This is a genomic window from Acinetobacter sp. ANC 3813 (genome assembly GCF_002135435.1).
Lineage (GTDB): Bacteria > Pseudomonadota > Gammaproteobacteria > Pseudomonadales > Moraxellaceae > Acinetobacter.
The window spans coordinates 190,232-209,147 of sequence record NZ_NEGK01000004.1 but is presented as its reverse complement, the minus strand read 5'-3'; the positions used below and the strand labels follow the sequence as shown (position 1 = coordinate 209,147).

The window sequence follows — 18,916 nt, the reverse complement described above, 5'->3', positions numbered from 1 at the left end:
AAAATTGATATGCATAAAATTATAAAGTTGAACGTTCTTGCGGCCTGTATTTTTGCTGCTAATCATGTATATGCGCTTGAAGCACTAAGTGATCAGAACTTAGAAAAAGTGACTGGTCAAGACGGAATTTCAATTACGCAAGAAGTCTCACGTATCACGATTGATCAAGCCAATTGGGTTGATTATTCAGGGACAGGTACAAATCCAATTAAGCTGGGTTTGCATGATGTGGTGATTAATACTGCTCAGGGCAACGCAAATATCAAATCACAAATAGATTTGGATGTCGGTGTAACAAATTTAGATAGCACTGGCCGAAAAGGGACAGGGATTCAGCTCAGCGCAAGTGTTTCTCCATTTACAGCTGTTGCCTCAAAAATCATGCTGATGTGTGAGCCGAATTGTGCGCCAGGAGAGGTAAACCAGAATTTAGGCTCTCTAAGCTTCTCGACCATTTCGCCTTTAAAAGTTTATTTGTTAACTACCAATGGCTTGTTTAATAGTAAAGATGTCGCGCATTTAAGCTTTAATTTGCAAAATGCCAGTATTGGCTATGGCTTGAATGGCCAAACTCTGACAGCGAAGGATTTTAACTTTAATTTCGCTGCAGACGGCTATATGTATATAGATCCTAGTGAAGGGATTGTGTTGACGACTAAATCTCAAGATGGCGCTAAGGATCATGTGGTGACCTTAGGGCGTGTTGAAGATAAAACCAATGTGCATAGCAGCAGAGCAGGAACTGCAACAAATCCAGGTTTAAATATTGATTTACGTTATGGTTCTGAGTCGTCAACCCAAAGAAACTTGATTCGATTAGGCGCATCTGGTGAGCTTACCAATGCAAAAATCTTATTAAATTCGAATCAAACAGGCATTGCTCAATTTTCGCAAGTCAACCGCAGCAACAGCAATGTGGCTGAAACTGTAGCAACAGCTACGAAAGGCTATGATTTTAAAAATGCAGGCGGTTTACATTTTGGGATGTCTGCAGATTTTTTGCACACGGGCGCTAATCCAACTGTGTTTGAGCTGGGTCATACAGGAACGGGCAGTTACGCGATTGAATTTTCTAACTTAACCCGATTGACTGTGCGTGCATCTAATGATGTAAATGCGACAGCGAATACGCAAAATGCATACATCGATTTGGGTGACATTTACATAAATAATATTCGAACCAATTCCTTAAGCTTTGTGGTCAATGAGCAAATTAAAAATGTGCTGGGCGTAACAGCGGCAGAGCAGGTTTATAATCCTTCGCCAACGGCTGATGCGCAAAATATGGTATTGCTTGCTGTGCGCGGTATGGATTTTCAAGCGATTGCCCGTAAGGCGCGATTTATTTCAGATAATTCAATTGCAGATATCAATGCTGGAAAAGCTCAAGGCACTTGGGGCTTGGGTATTCCAATTTACAATTTGAATGCCAATGCTGCCATTTATTCCAAGACCTATACCAATAAAAATAATCAGGTCAAATCAGGCTTGGGCTATGATTTGGCGATGTCCACGGAAGGCTACGGCATAGATAAAAAAACGGGTACTGCCAATACAACCTCTATTATTGTGATTGATGGCGCGCAAGGCAATCATGGCGAAGAAGTCAATTATTATGCCGGTTTGAGAAATATTGATTCATATATCAAAGCCAAAGGTGTAATTGGTTTTGAGGATCAAGAAATTTATGTCAAAGCGGACAGTTTGCTGGTAGCTGCTAAAGCTGAGGTTGCGATCGGGCAGTTGCCAGGTTCTCTATATAATTGTACTGGCAGCCAGACATCATGCGCGAAAAAAATCGTACCTATAGACAACTTTGCTAAGAAAGATGATGTATTGACAACAATAGCTTTTAAACTGGATGGCAAAGGTGAGCTGTTCATTATTCCTGGATTGGAGAGTGTAAATGGTACACCAGATACCAATTTCTTATCTTTAAAAGCAAATTTTGAATTTAACCCGCTTAATGACTCTAGTGACAGAGGAAGCTATGTCAGTCTTATTGATTCTGATGTACAGGGTACAACAACCAAGAATTCGAGTATTAATTTGAATAAGCTGCAGGGGCATCTTGGGATCAATAGTCAAATACATATGAAGAGCGACACGGTTGTCTTGGATAATCAGGTGAAATTTAATTACAAGTCGACAGCAGGATCATCTGTGATTCAAGGGAAAGCATTTACTGCAGAAATTGCGATGTCGCCATCAGCCGGCACTATGCAAAAAATCGCGGATATAGCAATCACAGGTGGCACAATGCGAAGCACGATGGGTATTACGCCTAGATAAATGATAAAAATAATCAGGGAAATGTATATGAAAAAGAAAATTCTATGTGGATTGATTGCGTCATTATGTGTTTATTCGTCAGCAAATGCGATGACGGCATTGGATGATAATGCGTTATCAAAGGTTGATGGGCAAGCATTGCTGAGCCTTTCTAAAGACTCTTATACTTATGATAATGTAAATTTTTACAAACTGAATTTTCAGGCAGAAATGGATATTAATGCCAATATAAAATCACTTCAATTGGGGTGTGGCGGTGTAAATAATTCAATACGAACCGGTTGTGATATTGATATCAAAAATTTGTCTCTCAGTGGGCTATCTACTGGTAATGATGGGACAGGTAGTCCTACATATACAGGTGACCGAGCTTCATCCAGCGCTAAAATCACCAATCCATTTATTGAGTTTGCGATTAAAAATACCGGGCAGGCTTCTACACGTGAAGTAGTTGGCTTTCGATTAGGGGCAGAACAAATTTTGGGTATGCTGACAGCTGGCACATCAAATACTCAAAACCCTTCGGACGGTATTCAATCATTCAGCGGTTATATGAAAATGGCGAAAACAACCGGCGATGTGAAAACAGCTCAAGCAAAATTTGGCGATTCTACAAATGAGCAGATTTCAGGTTACCTTACTGCTTTATTCACAGATCGTACTTTTACAAGCGATTCAACAAATTCAAATAATACCGGCATTACCGTACCGAGTATTACTGTTAATTTTACCATGCCGGAAACAGTTGTGTCGGGCACTCGATTAAAAGATGCTAAAGTTACAGGCATTAGATCTACTATTGATAAAATCCCCCTAGCTGCAGGAAGCGGTGTTGCAGGTGTAAATGATAGTGTATTTGCAAATGATCAGCTCTTTGTGAAATTTCCTGCGATTTTATTAATTGCATCTTCTGCTAAATTCAAAATGGATACTGGTTCAATTATTAAAAATCTAAATATGGATATTACATTTGAGCAGGCTTTAAGCATGATTCATAATATTCCTTTAACAGGAACGGGGGGGTATTTATCGATGCAAAAGCAATCTATCAAGTGGGCAGGTACAGATGCGGGTGATATTGCGAAAACTGGCTGGTGGATGTCATTTAAAGATCCAGTTCAGTTAGGTTATTTACAGGCACAAAATCAAGTTGATATTTCATCGGTACTGCCGCAAGTAGCTACGTTGGTGACACAATATTTAACTACAGAAGAAAATAGAATTGAAATTAATGCATTAGAGGCAATTGGATCTTTACTTTCTGTTCCTATCAAGAAAAAATTAGAAATTGATTTGGCAAGTTATACAAGTAGTTCCCCTGCAACAATTAGTTTAACAAATCAAATTTTAAAAAATCAAAATGTGACGTCAAACTGCTTTGGCGGACTAAAATTCTGCTAATCACTTTTTTCAAGTTATAAAAAATCCCGCATCAAGCGGGATTTTTTATATGGACTAAACTTATTTTGCGATTTTAGCCAATAATTCTTCTTTAGAAATATTCACAGATTCCGCATCGCGGCGGCCTTTGTATTCAAAAGTGCCCGCATCCAAACCTTTTTCACCAATGACAATACGGTGCGGAATACCTGTTAATTCAAGGTCAGAGAATTTAACCCCTGGGCGTTCGTTGCGGTCATCAAGCAGTACATCATAGCCAGCTGCAGATAATTCAGCATATAGCGCTTCAGCTGCTTCTAAAGTGCGTGGTGATTTATGCGCATTCATTGGCACAATCGCAACTTCAAAAGGTGCAATAGCTGCAGGCCAAATAATGCCTTTATCATCAAAGTTTTGTTCAATTGCAGAAGCAACCACACGAGTTACACCGATGCCGTAGCATCCCATGGTCACAACCATTGGTTTGCCGTCTTCGCCAAGCACTTTACAGCCTAGCGCTTCAGAATACTTTTTGCCCAATTGGAAAATATGGCCGACTTCAATACCGCGTTTAATTAATATTGTGCCTTTGCCGTCTGGAGATGGATCGCCTTCAACAACATTGCGCAGGTCATATACTTCTGTGAATTGCGCATCACGTTCCCAGTTCACGCCAACTGCGTGTTTATCTACTTGGTTTGCACCAGCAACAAAGTCAGAAAGAACAGAAGCTGCACGGTCAATAATCACCGTTAAGCCTTTTTCAACTAAACCTTGCGGGCCGCAGAAGCCAGCTGTAAGATCTAAGTCAGCCAATTGCGCTTCAGTTGCAAAAGTTAGTGGAGCAGCAATCAGTGGGTGTTTTTCAGCCTTAATTTCATTCAGTTCGTGATCACCACGAAGGAATAATGCAACAACGGGTGCTGCTTTTCCTTCTTCAGCTACACCTTGAACCAAAAGTGCTTTAACGGATTGCGCTGGATCTGACTTTAAAAATTCAGACACATCAGCAATGGTTTTTTGATTTGGCGTATCGACAATTTCAAGCGCTTTAGCAGGAGCTGCACGTTCGCCAACAAGGACAGCTTCAGCCATTTCAACGTTGGCTGCGTAGTCTGACTCTGTAGAGAAGGCGATATCATCTTCACCGCTTGAAGCCAATACGTGGAATTCATGCGAACCTGAACCGCCAATTGAACCCGTATCTGCCTGTACAGGGCGGAAGTTAAGGCCTAGACGTGTAAAGATTTTGCAATATGCTTCATACATATTGTCGTAGGTTTCTTGCAGTGACGCTTGGTCAGCATGAAATGAGTAAGCATCTTTCATCACAAATTCGCGTGAACGCATCACACCAAAACGCGGACGGATTTCGTCACGGAATTTGGTTTGAACTTGATAGAAGTTTGCAGGCAATTGCTTGTAGCTTTTTAACTCATTGCGGGCAAGGTCAGTGATCACTTCTTCGTGCGTTGGGCCAAGCACAAAGTCATTATTGTGACGGTCTTTAAAGCGTAACAGTTCAGGGCCGTATTGAACATAACGGCCAGATTCTTCCCAAAGAGACGCAGGCTGAGTAACAGGCATCAATACTTGCAGAGAGCCAGCGCGGTCCATTTCTTCGCGTACAATCGCTTCAACTTTATTTAATACGCGAACGCCCATCGGCAGCCAAGAATATAAACCTGAAGCCAATTTACGAATCATCCCTGCACGAAGCATTAGCTGATGTGAAATAACTTCAGCATCGTTTGGGGTTTCTCTCAACGTTGCAAATAAAAAGCGACTCGCGCGCATGGAAACTGTCCTAAGAAAATTAAGCGTTAAAGCAGAGAGTATACAATAAAAAAAGAGGTGAACATTTGGGAATGTCACCTCATTGCTGTTTAAAATGATGAAAAATTATAACAGGATTTTTTTGGCCTGACGCATCATGAAATTTTTCAAGTCATCTAAGTAGGTAAAAATCACCGGCACGACCACCAGGGTCAGCAGGGTGGAGGTAATCACCCCGCCAATCACCGCATGCGCCATCGGCGCACTTTGCTCGCCGCCTTCACCTAAGCCAAGTGCAAGCGGGACCATGCCCATCACCATCGCGCTGGTGGTCATTAAGATTGGACGCAGCCGTGTCTTGCCTGCAGCAATGATGGAGTCATATCTGGAGATGCCTTGATCCATTGATTTTTTGATGAAATCAATCAGCAAAATTGCGTTCTTGGTGACCAGCCCCATCAGCATGATAATCCCGATAATGGAGAATAAATTCATGGTGGAATTGAATAGGAATAAGGCTAGAAACACGCCAATCAGTGATAGCGGCAAAGAAGCCATAATCGCTGCAGGATGGATAAAACTATTGAACTGAGAACCGAGCACAATATAGATAAACACAATTGAAAGGGTGATGGCGGTTAAAGCATAGCCTGCTGATTCCGCCATGTCTTTGTTTGAACCTTGGGTGACAAAGTAATAGCCGGCTGGCAGTTCAAAATTATCTTCGATCTTTTTAATATCTGCGCCGATATCGCCCGCGGGACGGCCTGCGGTATTGGCCTCAACTAAAACCTCGCGCGCAAGGTCACGGCGGTTAATTTGCGAAGCGCCTAAAGTCTCTTCAAAACTGGCGACAGAGGCTAAAGGCACTAAGATTGGCAAACCATTGGCATCGGTTTTTTGCGAAGTGATATACATGTTCTGCACATCACTTGGCAGTCTGCGGCGGTCTTCATTTAAACGCAGATTCACATCGTAGGTTTCGCCTTTGTCATCTTTCCACGTGGTGATGTTATCACCCGCAATCAGTGGGCGTACCACATTTGCAATTTGATTGACTGACAGCCCTAAGTCGCTGGCCAGCACACGATTAATATGTACGCCCAATGTGGGTTTGGGCTGCTTAAGCGAACTTTCCAAATCGACAATGCCGTTTACCTTGGATATTTCAGCCATAAAGCGGTCAGAAATTTTCTGCAGCTCATTCAGGTCAGGGCCTTTAATGGAAATCATGACAGGCTTTTGACCGCCAGAGACAGTTTCATCTGCCGATGCTACAGAAGTGACAGTAATGCCAGCAACTGATTGCAACCTGCTGCGGAATTGATTGTTTAAGTCGGTTAAAGTTTCTTTGCGCTCAGCTCGCGGTGTCACAGTAATACGGATGCTGACATGATTTTTACCGCGGTCGGAAACGCTGTTAATCGCGCCATAGGTGGCTTTGACTTCTGGGTGCTGGCGGATGATCGCATCGACCTGTTTCAGCTTAGCCTGTGAATATTCCAAGGTTGCATCGACAGGGGTTTCAAATTTGATGCGGATTTCACCTTTATCCGGCACAGGCACGAATTCTGTACCAATCAGCTTAGATAAACCCAATGCGCCAAACAGTGAAGCTACAGCAATTAAAATGGTGATGAATCGGAAGCGCAGCGCCAATTTCAGCAGTTTTTCATACACGTGGCTGAGATTATCCAGTTTGTCCGAAATCCAGTTTAGGAAGCGTTTGATTGCGCCTGGCTTTTTATTTGGATCTTTCTTTTCGGCCCAATGCGCGGACAGCATTGGATCCAGCGTAAAGCTGACAAACATTGAAATGAGAACCGCCGTACTGACTGTTACGCCAAATTGGTAGAAAAAGCGTCCGATAATACCGCCCATAAAAGCGACAGGCAAAAATACAGCAACAATGGTCAGAGTTGTGGCCAACACGGCTAGGCCAATTTCCTTGGTGCCGTCGAGTGCCGCCGTAACATGGTCTTTGCCCATATCGGCATGGCGGACAATATTTTCCCGCACGACAATGGCATCATCGATCAGCAGGCCAATACTCAGCGATAGCGCCAGCAGCGTCATCATATTGATGGTAAAGCCAAAAGCCCAAATAAAAGTCAATGTTCCCAGTAGGGCAATAGGCAGCGTTATGCCGGTAATTGCAGTCGAACGGAAAGAGCCTAGAAACAGCAAGACAATCAAAATGGCTAAAATGGCGCCTTCAATAATGGTGCGGGCAACATCTTTGATACTGCCTCGGATGCCTTTGGATGAATCCACCGCGATTTCTGCTGTCGTGCCTTTCGGCAGCTGAGTTTTAATCTCTTCCAGTGTTTTACGGGTATTGTCCGTGACTTTAATGACATTGGAATCTGAACTGCGCAGAATATCCACAGCAACTGCTGCTTTGCCATTCAGGAAGGCGCTGGATTCCATTTCTGCTTGGCTGTCTTCAACTTTAGCGATTTGTTTCAGGAAGATGGGCGCGCCGTTTTTATTGGCAACCACCAAATCGCCAAAAGCCTGCGGATGGATGACCCGCGATTTAATTTCCACCACCAATTCAGACGTTGACTGCTTCAGGGTACCGCCAGGCACTTCAATATTTTCTGCTTTTAGCGTGTTTAAAACTTGATCAATGCCAATTCCAAAGCTTTGCAGCTTTTTTGAATCCACCTGAATGCGGATCTGGCGCTGCGCATCCCCTAAAAGGTTGACCGTACCGACACCGGAAACTGTACGCAGCTGAGGAATAATACGCTGGTCCAAGTATGAGCTTAAATCACGCAAATCCATGGTTTTGGATTCAAACACAATCGACATGACAGCACTGGCGGTCGGGTCATAGCGCTCTACAATCGGGTCATCAATTTCATCACGAAACTGTGCGCTGACAGGCGCGATTTTGTCACGGATGTCTTGGGCCGCGACAGAGGAAGGGACATCCAGATTAAACTCAGCAATAATCGTAGACAGGCCTTCACTTGATTGGGAAATGACTTGTTTTAAACCTGAAATGGTATTGATCTGATCTTCCATTTTTTTGGTAATTTCAGATTCTACAGATTCAGGGGATGCACCAGGATAGTTGGTGTAAATCACCACGAAGGGGAAGTCGACATCCGGAAATTCTTCCACACCCATGCGCTGCCAAGAGGCCAAGCCGAGCACCATCAAGCAGAACATCATCATGATGGTGAAAACGGGGTACTTGACGCTAATTCGGGTAAACCACATAACCGCTATCCTGCTTTTTTATTTATTCTTTATTGATGCTGATTTCTTTATGAATATCATCTTCGGTAAATTTAACGCGGCTGATCAGATCGCTGTTTTCCAAGCCTTGGACCACAGCGCTATTGTCACTGTAGCGCTGTTCTAAAACGCTAATGTCTGCACGGATAATTTTGTGCTGGCGAATGACCCAAACATAGGGTTTGGCCTGCAGATTTTGAATGGTATCGAGCGGAATAATCTGTCCAGAAACAGAATTTGAGCCTAAAATCGCGCCTTCAACAAAAGCGCCGATGCTTAAAGAATTAATGTTTTGAGAGGGCTGCGCAAAAAACTCAATCTGGCGGCTTGCTGGGTCGGCAATCGGTGAAATCCGTGACAGCGTGGCAGTCAGCTTATAGGAGTTGCCCTGAATGCTGTATTCAATTTTTTGCCCCACTTTTAATGCAGACTGCAGGTCGCTTGGCAGCTGAGCCTGAATTTCCAAATGATTTGGATCAACAATTTCAAACAGCGTTGTGCCAGCGGCGACAGTTTGCCCTGGTTCGACCTGGCGTTTGGTAATTATACCGTTAATTGGACTATAAATCGTACCATCCTGATCAGCTTTACGCGCGATATCTACGCTGGACTGCTGCGCATTGACATTTTCCAGCTGCGCCTGATAGTCCACTTTGCTTTGTTCAAACTCAACTTTAGAAATAAAGCCTTGATTCAATAAGCGCTGCTTGCGCTGCATCATCAGCTTCGCCTGATTGGCCTGCGCTTGAGCAGATGCAAGATTGGCTTGAGACTGGGTAAGACGGGCCGCATTGTCCTGATTGTTTAAGCGGACTAAGACTTGGCCTTTAGCAATGGATTGCCCTACTTGGGCGTTGACCGATGTGGCTGTTGCTGTGACTTGGGCCTGTATACTGCTTTGATTGACTGCGCGGATTGTCCCAGTAAAGTCCGTTTTGCTTATGACGGAGCCTTGCTGAACAGCAACTAAATCTTGCTGAATAAGTTCAATTTTTTTTGGAATATCGGCAGGCGGGGCGGTTTCATTTTTTTGACAGGCTGTAAGCGCGATGCTGAGGCAAAGTATGCCAGTTTTAAAAAAAAGGGCAGAATGCTTCCCGTAAAATTGAGTAATAAGCTGTGCTGATCGCATAGTCGTCCTTTTTTTCAGCTGTCAACCATAACGTTTGAAACAAGAGATTTATTCCAAGGCTTTTAAGCGCGTAATAATTCTGTCGTATTCTGCTGCAGTATTTCGATAGCTCGTTTGTAAAGATTGAATATATTCTTTTTTTGCTACGATATTTTTTTGATTATTCGTAAGCGTTGTTTTTAACTGCGCAGGCACAGTTTCACCTTTGCGGAAATGTTCCCGTTCTTGGCGGACAAATAAAATACGGTCATTTTGCAGCTGTTTCAACTGGTCTTGCTGAAAAACCAGCTGTTTATTGATGACTGTCAGCGCATCCTTCTTTTTTTGCGAGGCTGTAGCACTGCTTCCATAAGCGCGTTTGAGCTTATTGTCAGCATCGCGCTGCCTCGCCTGAACAGCCCGCTGCGGCGCTTGCTTAATGTCAGCTTCTGCATTATAAGGATTATTGCGCTTAATCACTTGCATATTTTGATCCAGCGCTTCATATCCGTGCCGAATATGGTTTGGCGTCACATTTGTGCTGATATTGGCTACACCTTTGCTGTCATAATAGCGGTACCACACCGCTTTATGCTGCTGGGAAGCTGGAGCGGCTGCGAAAATGGCCTGCGACGTTAGGCAAGCAATTAAAATAATTTTTTTAAGCATGCTTTTATCTGTAATGAGGGTAAGTCTATGCTTAAACTGACTCAACATTGGACTCCCCAGTTTGAAGTTGACTAAATTACTTATTTTAAAGTAATAAAATGTTATATTAGACTTAAAATTTAGAATTAAAAACTATTCTCAGATAAAAAAAAATATCCAGTCATTTAAAAGTGTGAATAGGTTGTTGTTATTGGGGTTTACTGTGCAATTTATCTGAAAATCTTCATTGAAAACGCAAGTAAATATATGTTAAAAATGTTAATAACTTGTAAAAATATAGCGGCTAATAAAATTAGCAAGTGCATATAAAATGGTAGGGTCATACTGATGGACGAAAAATTCCAAAATTTAAAAGTCATGGTGATTGATGATTCAAAAACCATCCGCCGTACAGCAGAAACTTTATTGCAGCGTGAAGGCTGTGAAGTTGTAACTGCAGTTGACGGTTTTGAAGCATTGTCAAAAATTGCCGAAGCAAATCCTGATATCGTTTTTGTCGATATTATGATGCCGCGTTTAGACGGCTATCAAACCTGCGCATTAATCAAAAATTCGCAAAACTATCAAAATATCCCTGTCGTCATGCTTTCCAGTAAGGATGGCTTGTTTGATCAAGCAAAAGGACGTGTTGTTGGCTCAGACGAGTATTTAACAAAACCATTCAGCAAGGACGAATTGCTGAACGCTATCCGTAATCATGTAACTGTATAATTAAGATTTATTTTTTGGGGGAATGGAATGGCACGTATTTTAATCGTGGACGATTCACCGACTGAAACTTTCCGTTTTAAGGAAATTCTCGGAAAGCACGGCTTTGAAGTGATTGAAGCTTCAAATGGCGCAGACGGTGTGACGATGGCGGAAGCAGAGTTGCCAGATTTAGTACTGATGGATGTTGTTATGCCAGGTGTAAATGGCTTTCAGGCAACACGCCAAATTTCGCGCGGCGCAACCACGAAACACATTCCAATCGTCATTGTCAGCACAAAAGATCAGGCAACGGACCGTGTTTGGGGCAAACGCCAAGGCGCTTCTGATTATTTGACTAAACCTGTTGATGAAAAACAATTAATTGATGTGATTAAACACCACCTCAATGCAGAGTAAAACTCTATGGCAGCAAATGGATTTATCGAATTACTTCGAATAGCAAAACGTGGCAACAAAAACTACGTTTCGACTGAAAATGAAGTAAACCGATGGTCAGGCATTGCTTTTGAGATGATGGGGCAATATTTTGTTGCCCCTTTAGGTGAAGTTTCTGAGGTAATCTATCCGCCAAAATGTACACCGGTGCCGAATACGCAGTCTTGGGTGCAGGGCCTGGCGAATATCCGGGGACGCCTGCTGTCTGTGTCAGATTTGGCGCAGTACATTACAGGACGGAGAAGCACCTACTCACCAACTCAAAAAGTATTGTGCATCAGTCATAATGACCATTATGTCGGTTTAGTCGTTGATCAGGTTTTGGGGATCCAGCATTTTAATAAGAAAAGTTACTTTTCTGCAGGCACTGAGTTAGACAGCAATTTGCAAGAATATTGCAAAGGGTATTTTCACCAGCACAATCAGCAGTGGCATGTCTTCTTATTCAGCAGCTTGATGCAAAATCCTAAATATATGAACGCATCAATAAAATTTATAAATTAATTGTCGCACCTAAACAGGTAGGCCGAAAACGGGGAGAAGCTGCATGGGCTTTAAACTTAAGAAGAAAAATACGGGCGAAGGCGCTGGCCGTAAAGGCGGAAATGCTTTAATAGCCAAGTTTCAATCACAAACAGAACAGTTATCGCGTGTATTTGGTGACAGTGAAAAGTCTAAGCCTTTGATCTTGGGTGCAGCCTTCTGTTTATTTGTAGCAATTTTCATCTTGCTATATTTATTCTACAGCGTTCCTCGCAACAATGAATTAACACGAAGCCTAGGTGAATTGCGTTTACTATCTCAAACGATTTCACGTCAAGCGACTGAAGCGACAGCATCGGGTACGCCTGAATCCATCAAGAAATTGGCTGAGTCGCAAACTTCTTTTGCAGAAAACTTAGAAGTTGTAAAAGATACGCATGCATCTACACAGGCTTTAAAATCTGTTGAAGCGCAGTGGAAGCAAGTATCTGACAGCATTACGCTGATTTCTTCACAGCAAAAAATCATTAACAAGCTGTATGACACGAACATTGCGATTGGTGAAACCATTCCAGGTATTCAGGCTGAATACAACTTGATGGTTGACCAAATGGCGCGTCAAAACATGCCGTCAAACCAGGTGGTTATTGCGAAGAACCAAGTGTTCATTGCGGAACGTATCTTGCGTTCAATCAGTTCGGTTTTGACAGGTAATGAAAGCTCTCGTGAATCTGCGGATGACTTCAGTGCCGATACAGAAACTTTCGGTTCATACCTGAATGCACAGCTGAACGGCAGTGCAGAGTTGGGTGTAGAACGTATTTCTGATGAAGCGCTGCGTGAGTCTCTAGCGGGCATTAAATCTGAATATGACGATGTATTGAAATCTGCATCTGCAACCATTCTGAAAAACTCAACGCAAATTGTAAAAGTACGTCAAGCATCTGCATCGATTTTTGCACAGTCAGATGAACTGTTGACTAACTTGAACAAGCTGTCCAGCGGTTCAAACTGGGCGATTGCGATTCCTGCACTGTTCTTGCTGCTTTGCTTAGTCGGCTTCTTGATCTGCGTATTCCGCTTACTTGCACTGCGCGGCCTTTCTGATAAACAGCGTGTAACTCGTTTACAAGAAGAGTATGACCGTAACCAGAACGCAATTTTACGTCTTCTCGATGAGATCGCCGACTTAGCAGACGGTGACTTGCGTTCATATGCAACGGTATCTGAAGATTTTACGGGCGCAATTGCCGACTCGATTAACTTCGCGATTGACCAGCTGCGTGACCTTGTATCTCGTATTACCGAAACTTCTCAGGAAGTTGCACAATATACGGCAAATACACAGGGCATTACCAACCAGCTTGCTGAAGCATCTGAGCATCAGGCGCAGGAAATTGCAGGCGCATCTGCCGCAATTAACGAAATGGCAGTGTCTATTGACCAAGTATCTGCCAACGCTGATGAGTCTGCTGTGGTTGCGGAACGTTCAGTACAAATTGCTGCCAATGGCGCGCAAGTTGTAAACCGTTCGATTGAAGGTATGGACACGATTCGTGAACAGATTCAGGAAACATCGAAGCGTATTAAACGTCTGGGTGAATCATCGCAAGAGATTGGTAACATCGTAGCCTTGATTAACGATATTGCCGACCAAACGAACATCTTGGCCTTGAACGCTGCGATTCAGGCGTCTATGGCAGGTGAAGCAGGCCGTGGTTTCGCCGTGGTAGCGGATGAGGTACAGCGTCTTGCGGAACGTTCAGCGTCTGCAACGAAACAGATCGAAGGCTTGGTGAAAACCATTCAGACCGATACCAACGAAGCGGTTATTTCCATGGAACAAACCACTTCGGAAGTTGTACGCGGTGCGAACTTGTCTAAGGATGCCGGTGTGGCACTGGATGAGATTCAAAACGTATCAGGCAGCTTGGCAAAACTGATTGCGAACATTTCTGATGCTGCAAAATTGCAGTCTGCTTCTGCGGGCCATATTGCAACAACGATGAACGTCGTACAGGAAATTACTTCGCAAACGACAACTGCAACCTTTGATACGGCACGTTCGGTATCTGAATTGGCAAACATGGCCGAATCATTACGTGAATCTGTATCTGACTTTAAACTTCCAGAGTAAGTCAAAGGCTTAGGGGGATGCGCCTTGCTTAAGGGCAAGGCGCATCACAAAACACAGATAATGCATCATCAAGATGAACTCTGCACCAATAAGCCGAGTCTCGTGTGATGGTTACAATTAAGTTTGAGCACCCTGCTTGGTGGCAAAACGTAAGAAGCCTTAGCTATGAAAGAAATATTAAAAAATTTAGTAGAAACGACTACGCTGCCGGAAGATAGCTATCTAGATCAAGATGCGGAAATTTTAGAAATTTTTGTAGAAGAAATAGAAGAGATCTTTGCTGAATTAAATTCTTTATTTACGGGTTGGCTAGAAGAGCCGAATAATCCTGAAACGCTGACTACGATTCGCCGTCATTTCCATACCCTAAAAGGGTCTGGCCGTATGGTGGGGGCAAAGTCTGCCGGTGAAACTGCATGGGCTGTGGAAGATACGCTGAACCGCGTTATTGCAGGCAGCATTGTGCTGAAGCCTGTAATTCAGAAATTTGCTCAAACGGTTCTGAACGTTTATCAATACAAACTGTATCCGAAATTTAAGACAGTTGCAGAGCTGGATGTTGATTTGCGTCCGCTGGTCCTGTTGGGCCAGCAATTGCAGCAGGGCATCAGCCCAGAGCCTGCGCTGCAGGAGTTATTAAGTTTGGCGGATACTTTAAATTCGCCCAATGGCTACACGGGCTTAGAGCTTGCTGATGAACCGCAGGCAGCAGATGCAGCTGAAGCCTCTGCTGTTGCTGGACAAGATGACAGCTACCTTGAAGAAACGGTTTCGATCTTTATTGAAGAAGCTGAAGAGCATCTGAACACTATTGATCAATTCTTGAAAACAGACAGCGAACAAAGCTCTGATTACAATGGTTTGATCCGCGCCTTGCATACGCTGCGCGGCAGTTCATCTATGGCGCAGATTGAGCATATTTTTGAAGCCAGTTCGAAAGTTGAGAACCTGTTCAAAACATTGCTGCAAGAAGACATTGTTTCAACATCTAAAGAAAGCGCATTGCTGATTCAGTATGCTGAATTTGTAAGAGACTATTTGCTGACCATGCGAGAAAGCAATACCTCGAAATTAGATGCAATTTATGAAACTTTCCATACTGCTTGGGAAGATTATGGTTTTGCAGCTGAAGGCGTCCGTGCTGATCTGAACCCGCAAGGCTTAGTGTCTAAACTGATTGAATTGAACATTGATCAGTTATTAGATGCTGAATTTGAATTTGACAGCCGCGCTAAAGCAGAGTTCCCAGAATATCTGCACACCTTAAGCGAGCAAGCCGCTTTGTTGCTGCAGCATACGGACAATAGGGCTTCTTCGGGCATCAATGAGTTCACCACGGAATTGAAACGCGGCTACGATGTGCTGGCCGAAAAACCGGCGCTGCTGAACTTGAATTATGCCTATGAATTGTTTGCCCAAGCGCATCAGGAATTTATCCATTTATTCGATACGCTTGCTGCAGGACAGCGTGTGGTGCTGGAAGCTGACGCGCAAAAACTGTTAAGTGAATTGGCTGCTTTTGTACAGCAAGATGTAGAGCATATTGCAGAACAGCCGCAAGCTGTTGCAGTAGTGCCAGTTGCAGAAATGCCTGCTGCAGCAGTTTCTGCAGGTGTTGATTATGCACAGCTTAGCCAGCGCATTGCGTCTGCACGCGCAGAGCAGCACTCTGATGAAGCCAATAAAGACTTTGATGATGATTTGCTGGAAATCTTCCTTGAAGAGGCGGATGAGTTGCTTGCAGGGATTGATGATGATTTAAGTACATGGACCAATGATCAGAATAATGTTGGCGCATTGAATAACCTGATGCGTTATTTGCACACTCTAAAAGGTGGCGCAAATATGATTTCAGCATCGCATATCGGTTTAATTGCGCATGAGCTGGAATTTGTTTATGAACGCATCATTCGTAATCAAATCCCAATTAATCCTGCATTAATCCGCATTATCCGACTTGTACAGGATGATGTATCAGACCGTATTCAAACCATCCGTGAGCAGCAAGTTGACTATCCTGCAGATGCAGTGATTGATATTGTTCAAAATATTCAAGCTATTGCTGTTGGTGCAGGTACTGCTTCTGTTGAAGTTGCCGCTGTTGAAAGTATTGCATCTATCCCAGCTGCAGCAGTTGAAACTACAGAAGCTGAAGCACGTACTGCTCCTGAAGCACTTGCTGAAGTTCAATTAGTAGAAGAGCTCAGTGCAGAGCCTGAAGATCAGGTTACTGAAACACTGATTGAAGTTGCAGCGCCTGTTCAAGCGCCTAGTACAGTTTCAGCACCAGTGGAGCGTTTAATTGAAGCTGTTGCAATGTCTGACGAAGATGCCGCACTGCGTTCAGTGGTTGAAGAAACCTTCTTAGAAGAAGCTGAAGAAGTTTTAGATCAAACCGAAAAGCTTTTAACACAATGGTTTGAACAGCGAAGCGACCGTAGTATTTTGCTTCAATTACAGCGTGCTGCCCACAGTATTAAAGGTGGCGCACGTATGGTTGAAAATGAGCCTGTCGCGTCAATTTCTTACCGTTTAGAAAGTACTTTTGAACAGTTTGCGGTACATCATTTCAGTTCAAATGTTTATGATCATCTTTTGCAAACAACGGTCAGCTGGTTAAAGCAGGCGATTTTCAGCAAAGATTACAGCAACTTTGACAGTATTCAAAACAGCTTAGATGCAATTGAATTTGTCAATGTTACAGCGCAATTGCCGAACAGCTTTACACGGGTTGAGCCGTCACAGGCTTCGCGTGGATTCGAGTTCATTCAAGGCGATGGTGTTGAGCCTCCATCAATGCAGGGAGAATGGTCTGATTCGCTCAGAACGGACAACAGTAATGAGATGATCCGTATTTCTGCAGACCTCGTTGAGAAAATGATTGACTTGGCGGGCGAAAACTCAATTAACCGCTCGCGGATTGAGATGGATTTGGGCCAGTTGGGCAATACGCTGAACGAGATGGAATTGGCCATTAAACGTTTGGCCGACCAGCTGCGCCGAATGGATGGTGAGCTTGAGTCTCAGATTATTGCCAAGCATGGTTCAGACAATTCACGTTATGCAGATTTTGACCCGCTGGAAATGGACCAATATTCGTCTTTAAACCAGCTGTCTAAATCACTTGCGGAATCTGCATCGGATTTAGTTGACTTCAAGAGCACGCTTTCTGAAAAAATCCGAGATACCGAAGGTTTGCTATTGCAGCAATCACGTATTCAGGCCGAAATTCAAGAAAGTCTGATGCGGACGCGTTTGGTGCCGTTCTCACGCATGCTGCCGCGTTTGCAGCGTATTGTGCGTCAAACATCATCTACACTAAACCGTCCTGCAGAATTGATTGTCCAAAACACTGAAGGTGAATTGGACCGTACCATTCTGGAACGTTTGGTGACGCCGTTCGAGCATATGCTCCGTAACGCGATTGACCATGGTTTGGAAGATACTGAAGAGCGTCTCGCGCTGAATAAGCCTGCGACCGGTAATATTGTTCTGAATATTAGCCGACAAGGTACAGATGTACTGGTATCGTTCAGTGATGATGGCAAAGGGATTGATGAGTCTAACATCAAAGCTAAGGCATTAAGCCAAGGCTTGATTAAAGCTGATCAGGTTCTGGATAAACAAGAAGTTCTGCAGCTGATTTTCCATCCGGGATTCAGTACGGCACAGGCGGTCACTCAGATTTCTGGCCGTGGTGTGGGCTTGGACGTTGTGCAAAGTGAAATTAAAGCTTTGGGCGGCCACGTTACTGTTGATTCGGTGATGGGTCAGGGCACGACATTTACAATTCGTGTACCGACGACAGTATCAGTCAGCGATGCCTTAATGGTGAAATCTGGCGATCAGCAGTTTGCTGTTTCTCTGGCGCAAATTGACCGTATTGTGCGTATTGCACCATCTGCATTGGAAGACTATTTCGCTAGCAAAGCGGATACATTCAAAATCGACAATACGCACTATAAACTGCGTTATCTGTCTGAGTTTGTTTCAAATCAGCCTGCACCGCGCTTAAGTCAGATTTCACACTCATTGCCTGTACTGCTGATCAAAGGTAACAGTGGTCAAACCATTGCGCTGCTGGTCGATCAGCTGGTCGGTTCACGCTCGCAAATTGTTGTGAAGCCAATTGGCCATCAGTTCTCAAACGTGGGCGCGATTGCCGGTGCAACCATCTTGGGTGATGGGCAGGTTTGTTTGATTCTTGATGGTCAAAGTATTGCCCGTCAGATTCAGACCACACAGCGTGTGACAAAAAGTAAAGATCAGCGAGATCTGTCCCGTCATGGCAATGCGCGCAGCTTAGTCATGATTGTGGATGACTCGGTGACTGTACGTAAGGTAACAACACGCTTGCTGGAACGACAAGGTTTCGATGTGGTGACAGCAAAAGATGGCGTAGACGCGATGGAGCAGCTGGAAAATGTGAGACCAGACTTAATGCTGCTGGATATTGAAATGCCGCGCATGGATGGTTTTGAAGTGACTAACTTGGTTCGACATCATGAAATTCATCAAGACTTGCCGATTATCATGATTACCTCACGTACAGGTGAAAAACACCGTGAACGAGCATTCAGCTTGGGCGTGACGCACTATATGGGTAAACCATTCCAAGAGGCTGAGCTGCTTGCCAATGTCGAAAGTTTAATTGCAGAAAAACAGGGGTAATC

The 18,916-nt window shown here is 43.7% G+C and carries 11 protein-coding genes; 7 read left to right on the top strand and 4 right to left on the bottom strand.

The genetic code is table 11. The features are described from left to right. Positions 1 to 9: 9 nt before the first annotated feature. Complete coding sequence (locus B9T34_RS07915) at positions 10 to 2,292, top strand: DUF6160 family protein (RefSeq protein ID WP_086212617.1); 2,283 nt, start codon at positions 10 to 12, stop codon at positions 2,290 to 2,292. Positions 2,293 to 2,319: 27 nt separating this feature from the next. Then, positions 2,320 to 3,693, top strand: coding sequence for a hypothetical protein (locus B9T34_RS07910; protein WP_086212616.1), 1,374 nt, complete (start codon positions 2,320 to 2,322; stop codon positions 3,691 to 3,693). Positions 3,694 to 3,753: 60 nt separating this feature from the next. Here the strand turns inward: B9T34_RS07910 and B9T34_RS07905 are convergent, their stop codons facing one another. The 4 genes from B9T34_RS07905 to B9T34_RS07890 all read right to left on the bottom strand — a co-directional run bounded on the left by B9T34_RS07905 (position 3,754) and on the right by B9T34_RS07890 (position 10,525). Further along, positions 3,754 to 5,469: a proline--tRNA ligase gene (locus B9T34_RS07905; RefSeq protein ID WP_086212615.1), complete on the bottom strand. Its 1,716-nt coding sequence runs from the start codon at positions 5,467 to 5,469 to the stop codon at positions 3,754 to 3,756. 105 nt (positions 5,470 to 5,574) lie between these two features. Further along, positions 5,575 to 8,679 carry an efflux RND transporter permease subunit gene (locus B9T34_RS07900; protein ID WP_086212614.1) on the bottom strand — a complete coding sequence of 1,035 codons (3,105 nt, stop codon included), beginning with the start codon at positions 8,677 to 8,679 and terminating at the stop codon, positions 5,575 to 5,577. Between the two features lie 22 nt (positions 8,680 to 8,701). Continuing rightward, positions 8,702 to 9,829 (bottom strand): efflux RND transporter periplasmic adaptor subunit, encoded by a 1,128-nt coding sequence (locus B9T34_RS07895; RefSeq protein WP_086212613.1) that lies wholly within the window; start codon positions 9,827 to 9,829, stop codon positions 8,702 to 8,704. A 48-nt stretch (positions 9,830 to 9,877) separates the two neighbouring features. Then, positions 9,878 to 10,525 (bottom strand): hypothetical protein, encoded by a 648-nt coding sequence (locus B9T34_RS07890; protein ID WP_086212612.1) that lies wholly within the window; start codon positions 10,523 to 10,525, stop codon positions 9,878 to 9,880. A 279-nt stretch (positions 10,526 to 10,804) separates the two neighbouring features. On the opposite strand from B9T34_RS07890, the gene pilG reads away from it, so the two are divergent. From pilG to B9T34_RS07865, 5 genes are all read left to right on the top strand, one after another. Continuing rightward, a complete protein-coding gene (gene pilG / locus B9T34_RS07885) occupies positions 10,805 to 11,188 on the top strand; it encodes a twitching motility response regulator PilG (RefSeq protein ID WP_086212611.1) in 384 nt (127 codons plus the stop codon). A 27-nt stretch (positions 11,189 to 11,215) separates the two neighbouring features. Further along, on the top strand, positions 11,216 to 11,584 hold the full coding sequence (locus B9T34_RS07880) for a response regulator (protein WP_086212610.1): 369 nt from the start codon (positions 11,216 to 11,218) through the stop codon (positions 11,582 to 11,584). 6 nt (positions 11,585 to 11,590) lie between these two features. Beyond that, positions 11,591 to 12,127, top strand: a complete 537-nt coding sequence (locus tag B9T34_RS07875; protein WP_086212609.1) for a chemotaxis protein CheW — start codon at positions 11,591 to 11,593, stop codon at positions 12,125 to 12,127. A gap of 43 nt (positions 12,128 to 12,170) precedes the next feature. Beyond that, positions 12,171 to 14,243, top strand: a complete 2,073-nt coding sequence (locus tag B9T34_RS07870) for a methyl-accepting chemotaxis protein (protein WP_086212608.1) — start codon at positions 12,171 to 12,173, stop codon at positions 14,241 to 14,243. Between the two features lie 165 nt (positions 14,244 to 14,408). Then, positions 14,409 to 18,914, top strand: coding sequence for an Hpt domain-containing protein (locus tag B9T34_RS07865; protein WP_086212607.1), 4,506 nt, complete (start codon positions 14,409 to 14,411; stop codon positions 18,912 to 18,914). The last annotated feature ends 2 nt before the right edge of the window (positions 18,915 to 18,916 follow it).

Bases quoted from the DNA above. Each gene is read 5' to 3' on its own strand.
- B9T34_RS07915 (WP_086212617.1), top strand. From the start codon at position 10: ATGCATAAAATTATAAAGTTGAACGTTCTTGCGGCCTGTATTTTTGCT.
- B9T34_RS07910 (WP_086212616.1), top strand. From the start codon at position 2,320: ATGAAAAAGAAAATTCTATGTGGATTGATTGCGTCATTATGTGTTTAT.
- B9T34_RS07905 (WP_086212615.1), bottom strand. From the start codon at position 5,469: ATGCGCGCGAGTCGCTTTTTATTTGCAACGTTGAGAGAAACCCCAAAC.
- B9T34_RS07900 (WP_086212614.1), bottom strand. From the start codon at position 8,679: ATGTGGTTTACCCGAATTAGCGTCAAGTACCCCGTTTTCACCATCATG.
- B9T34_RS07895 (WP_086212613.1), bottom strand. From the start codon at position 9,829: ATGCGATCAGCACAGCTTATTACTCAATTTTACGGGAAGCATTCTGCC.
- B9T34_RS07890 (WP_086212612.1), bottom strand. From the start codon at position 10,525: ATGTTGAGTCAGTTTAAGCATAGACTTACCCTCATTACAGATAAAAGC.
- pilG (WP_086212611.1), top strand. From the start codon at position 10,805: ATGGACGAAAAATTCCAAAATTTAAAAGTCATGGTGATTGATGATTCA.
- B9T34_RS07880 (WP_086212610.1), top strand. From the start codon at position 11,216: ATGGCACGTATTTTAATCGTGGACGATTCACCGACTGAAACTTTCCGT.
- B9T34_RS07875 (WP_086212609.1), top strand. From the start codon at position 11,591: ATGGCAGCAAATGGATTTATCGAATTACTTCGAATAGCAAAACGTGGC.
- B9T34_RS07870 (WP_086212608.1), top strand. From the start codon at position 12,171: ATGGGCTTTAAACTTAAGAAGAAAAATACGGGCGAAGGCGCTGGCCGT.
- B9T34_RS07865 (WP_086212607.1), top strand. From the start codon at position 14,409: ATGAAAGAAATATTAAAAAATTTAGTAGAAACGACTACGCTGCCGGAA.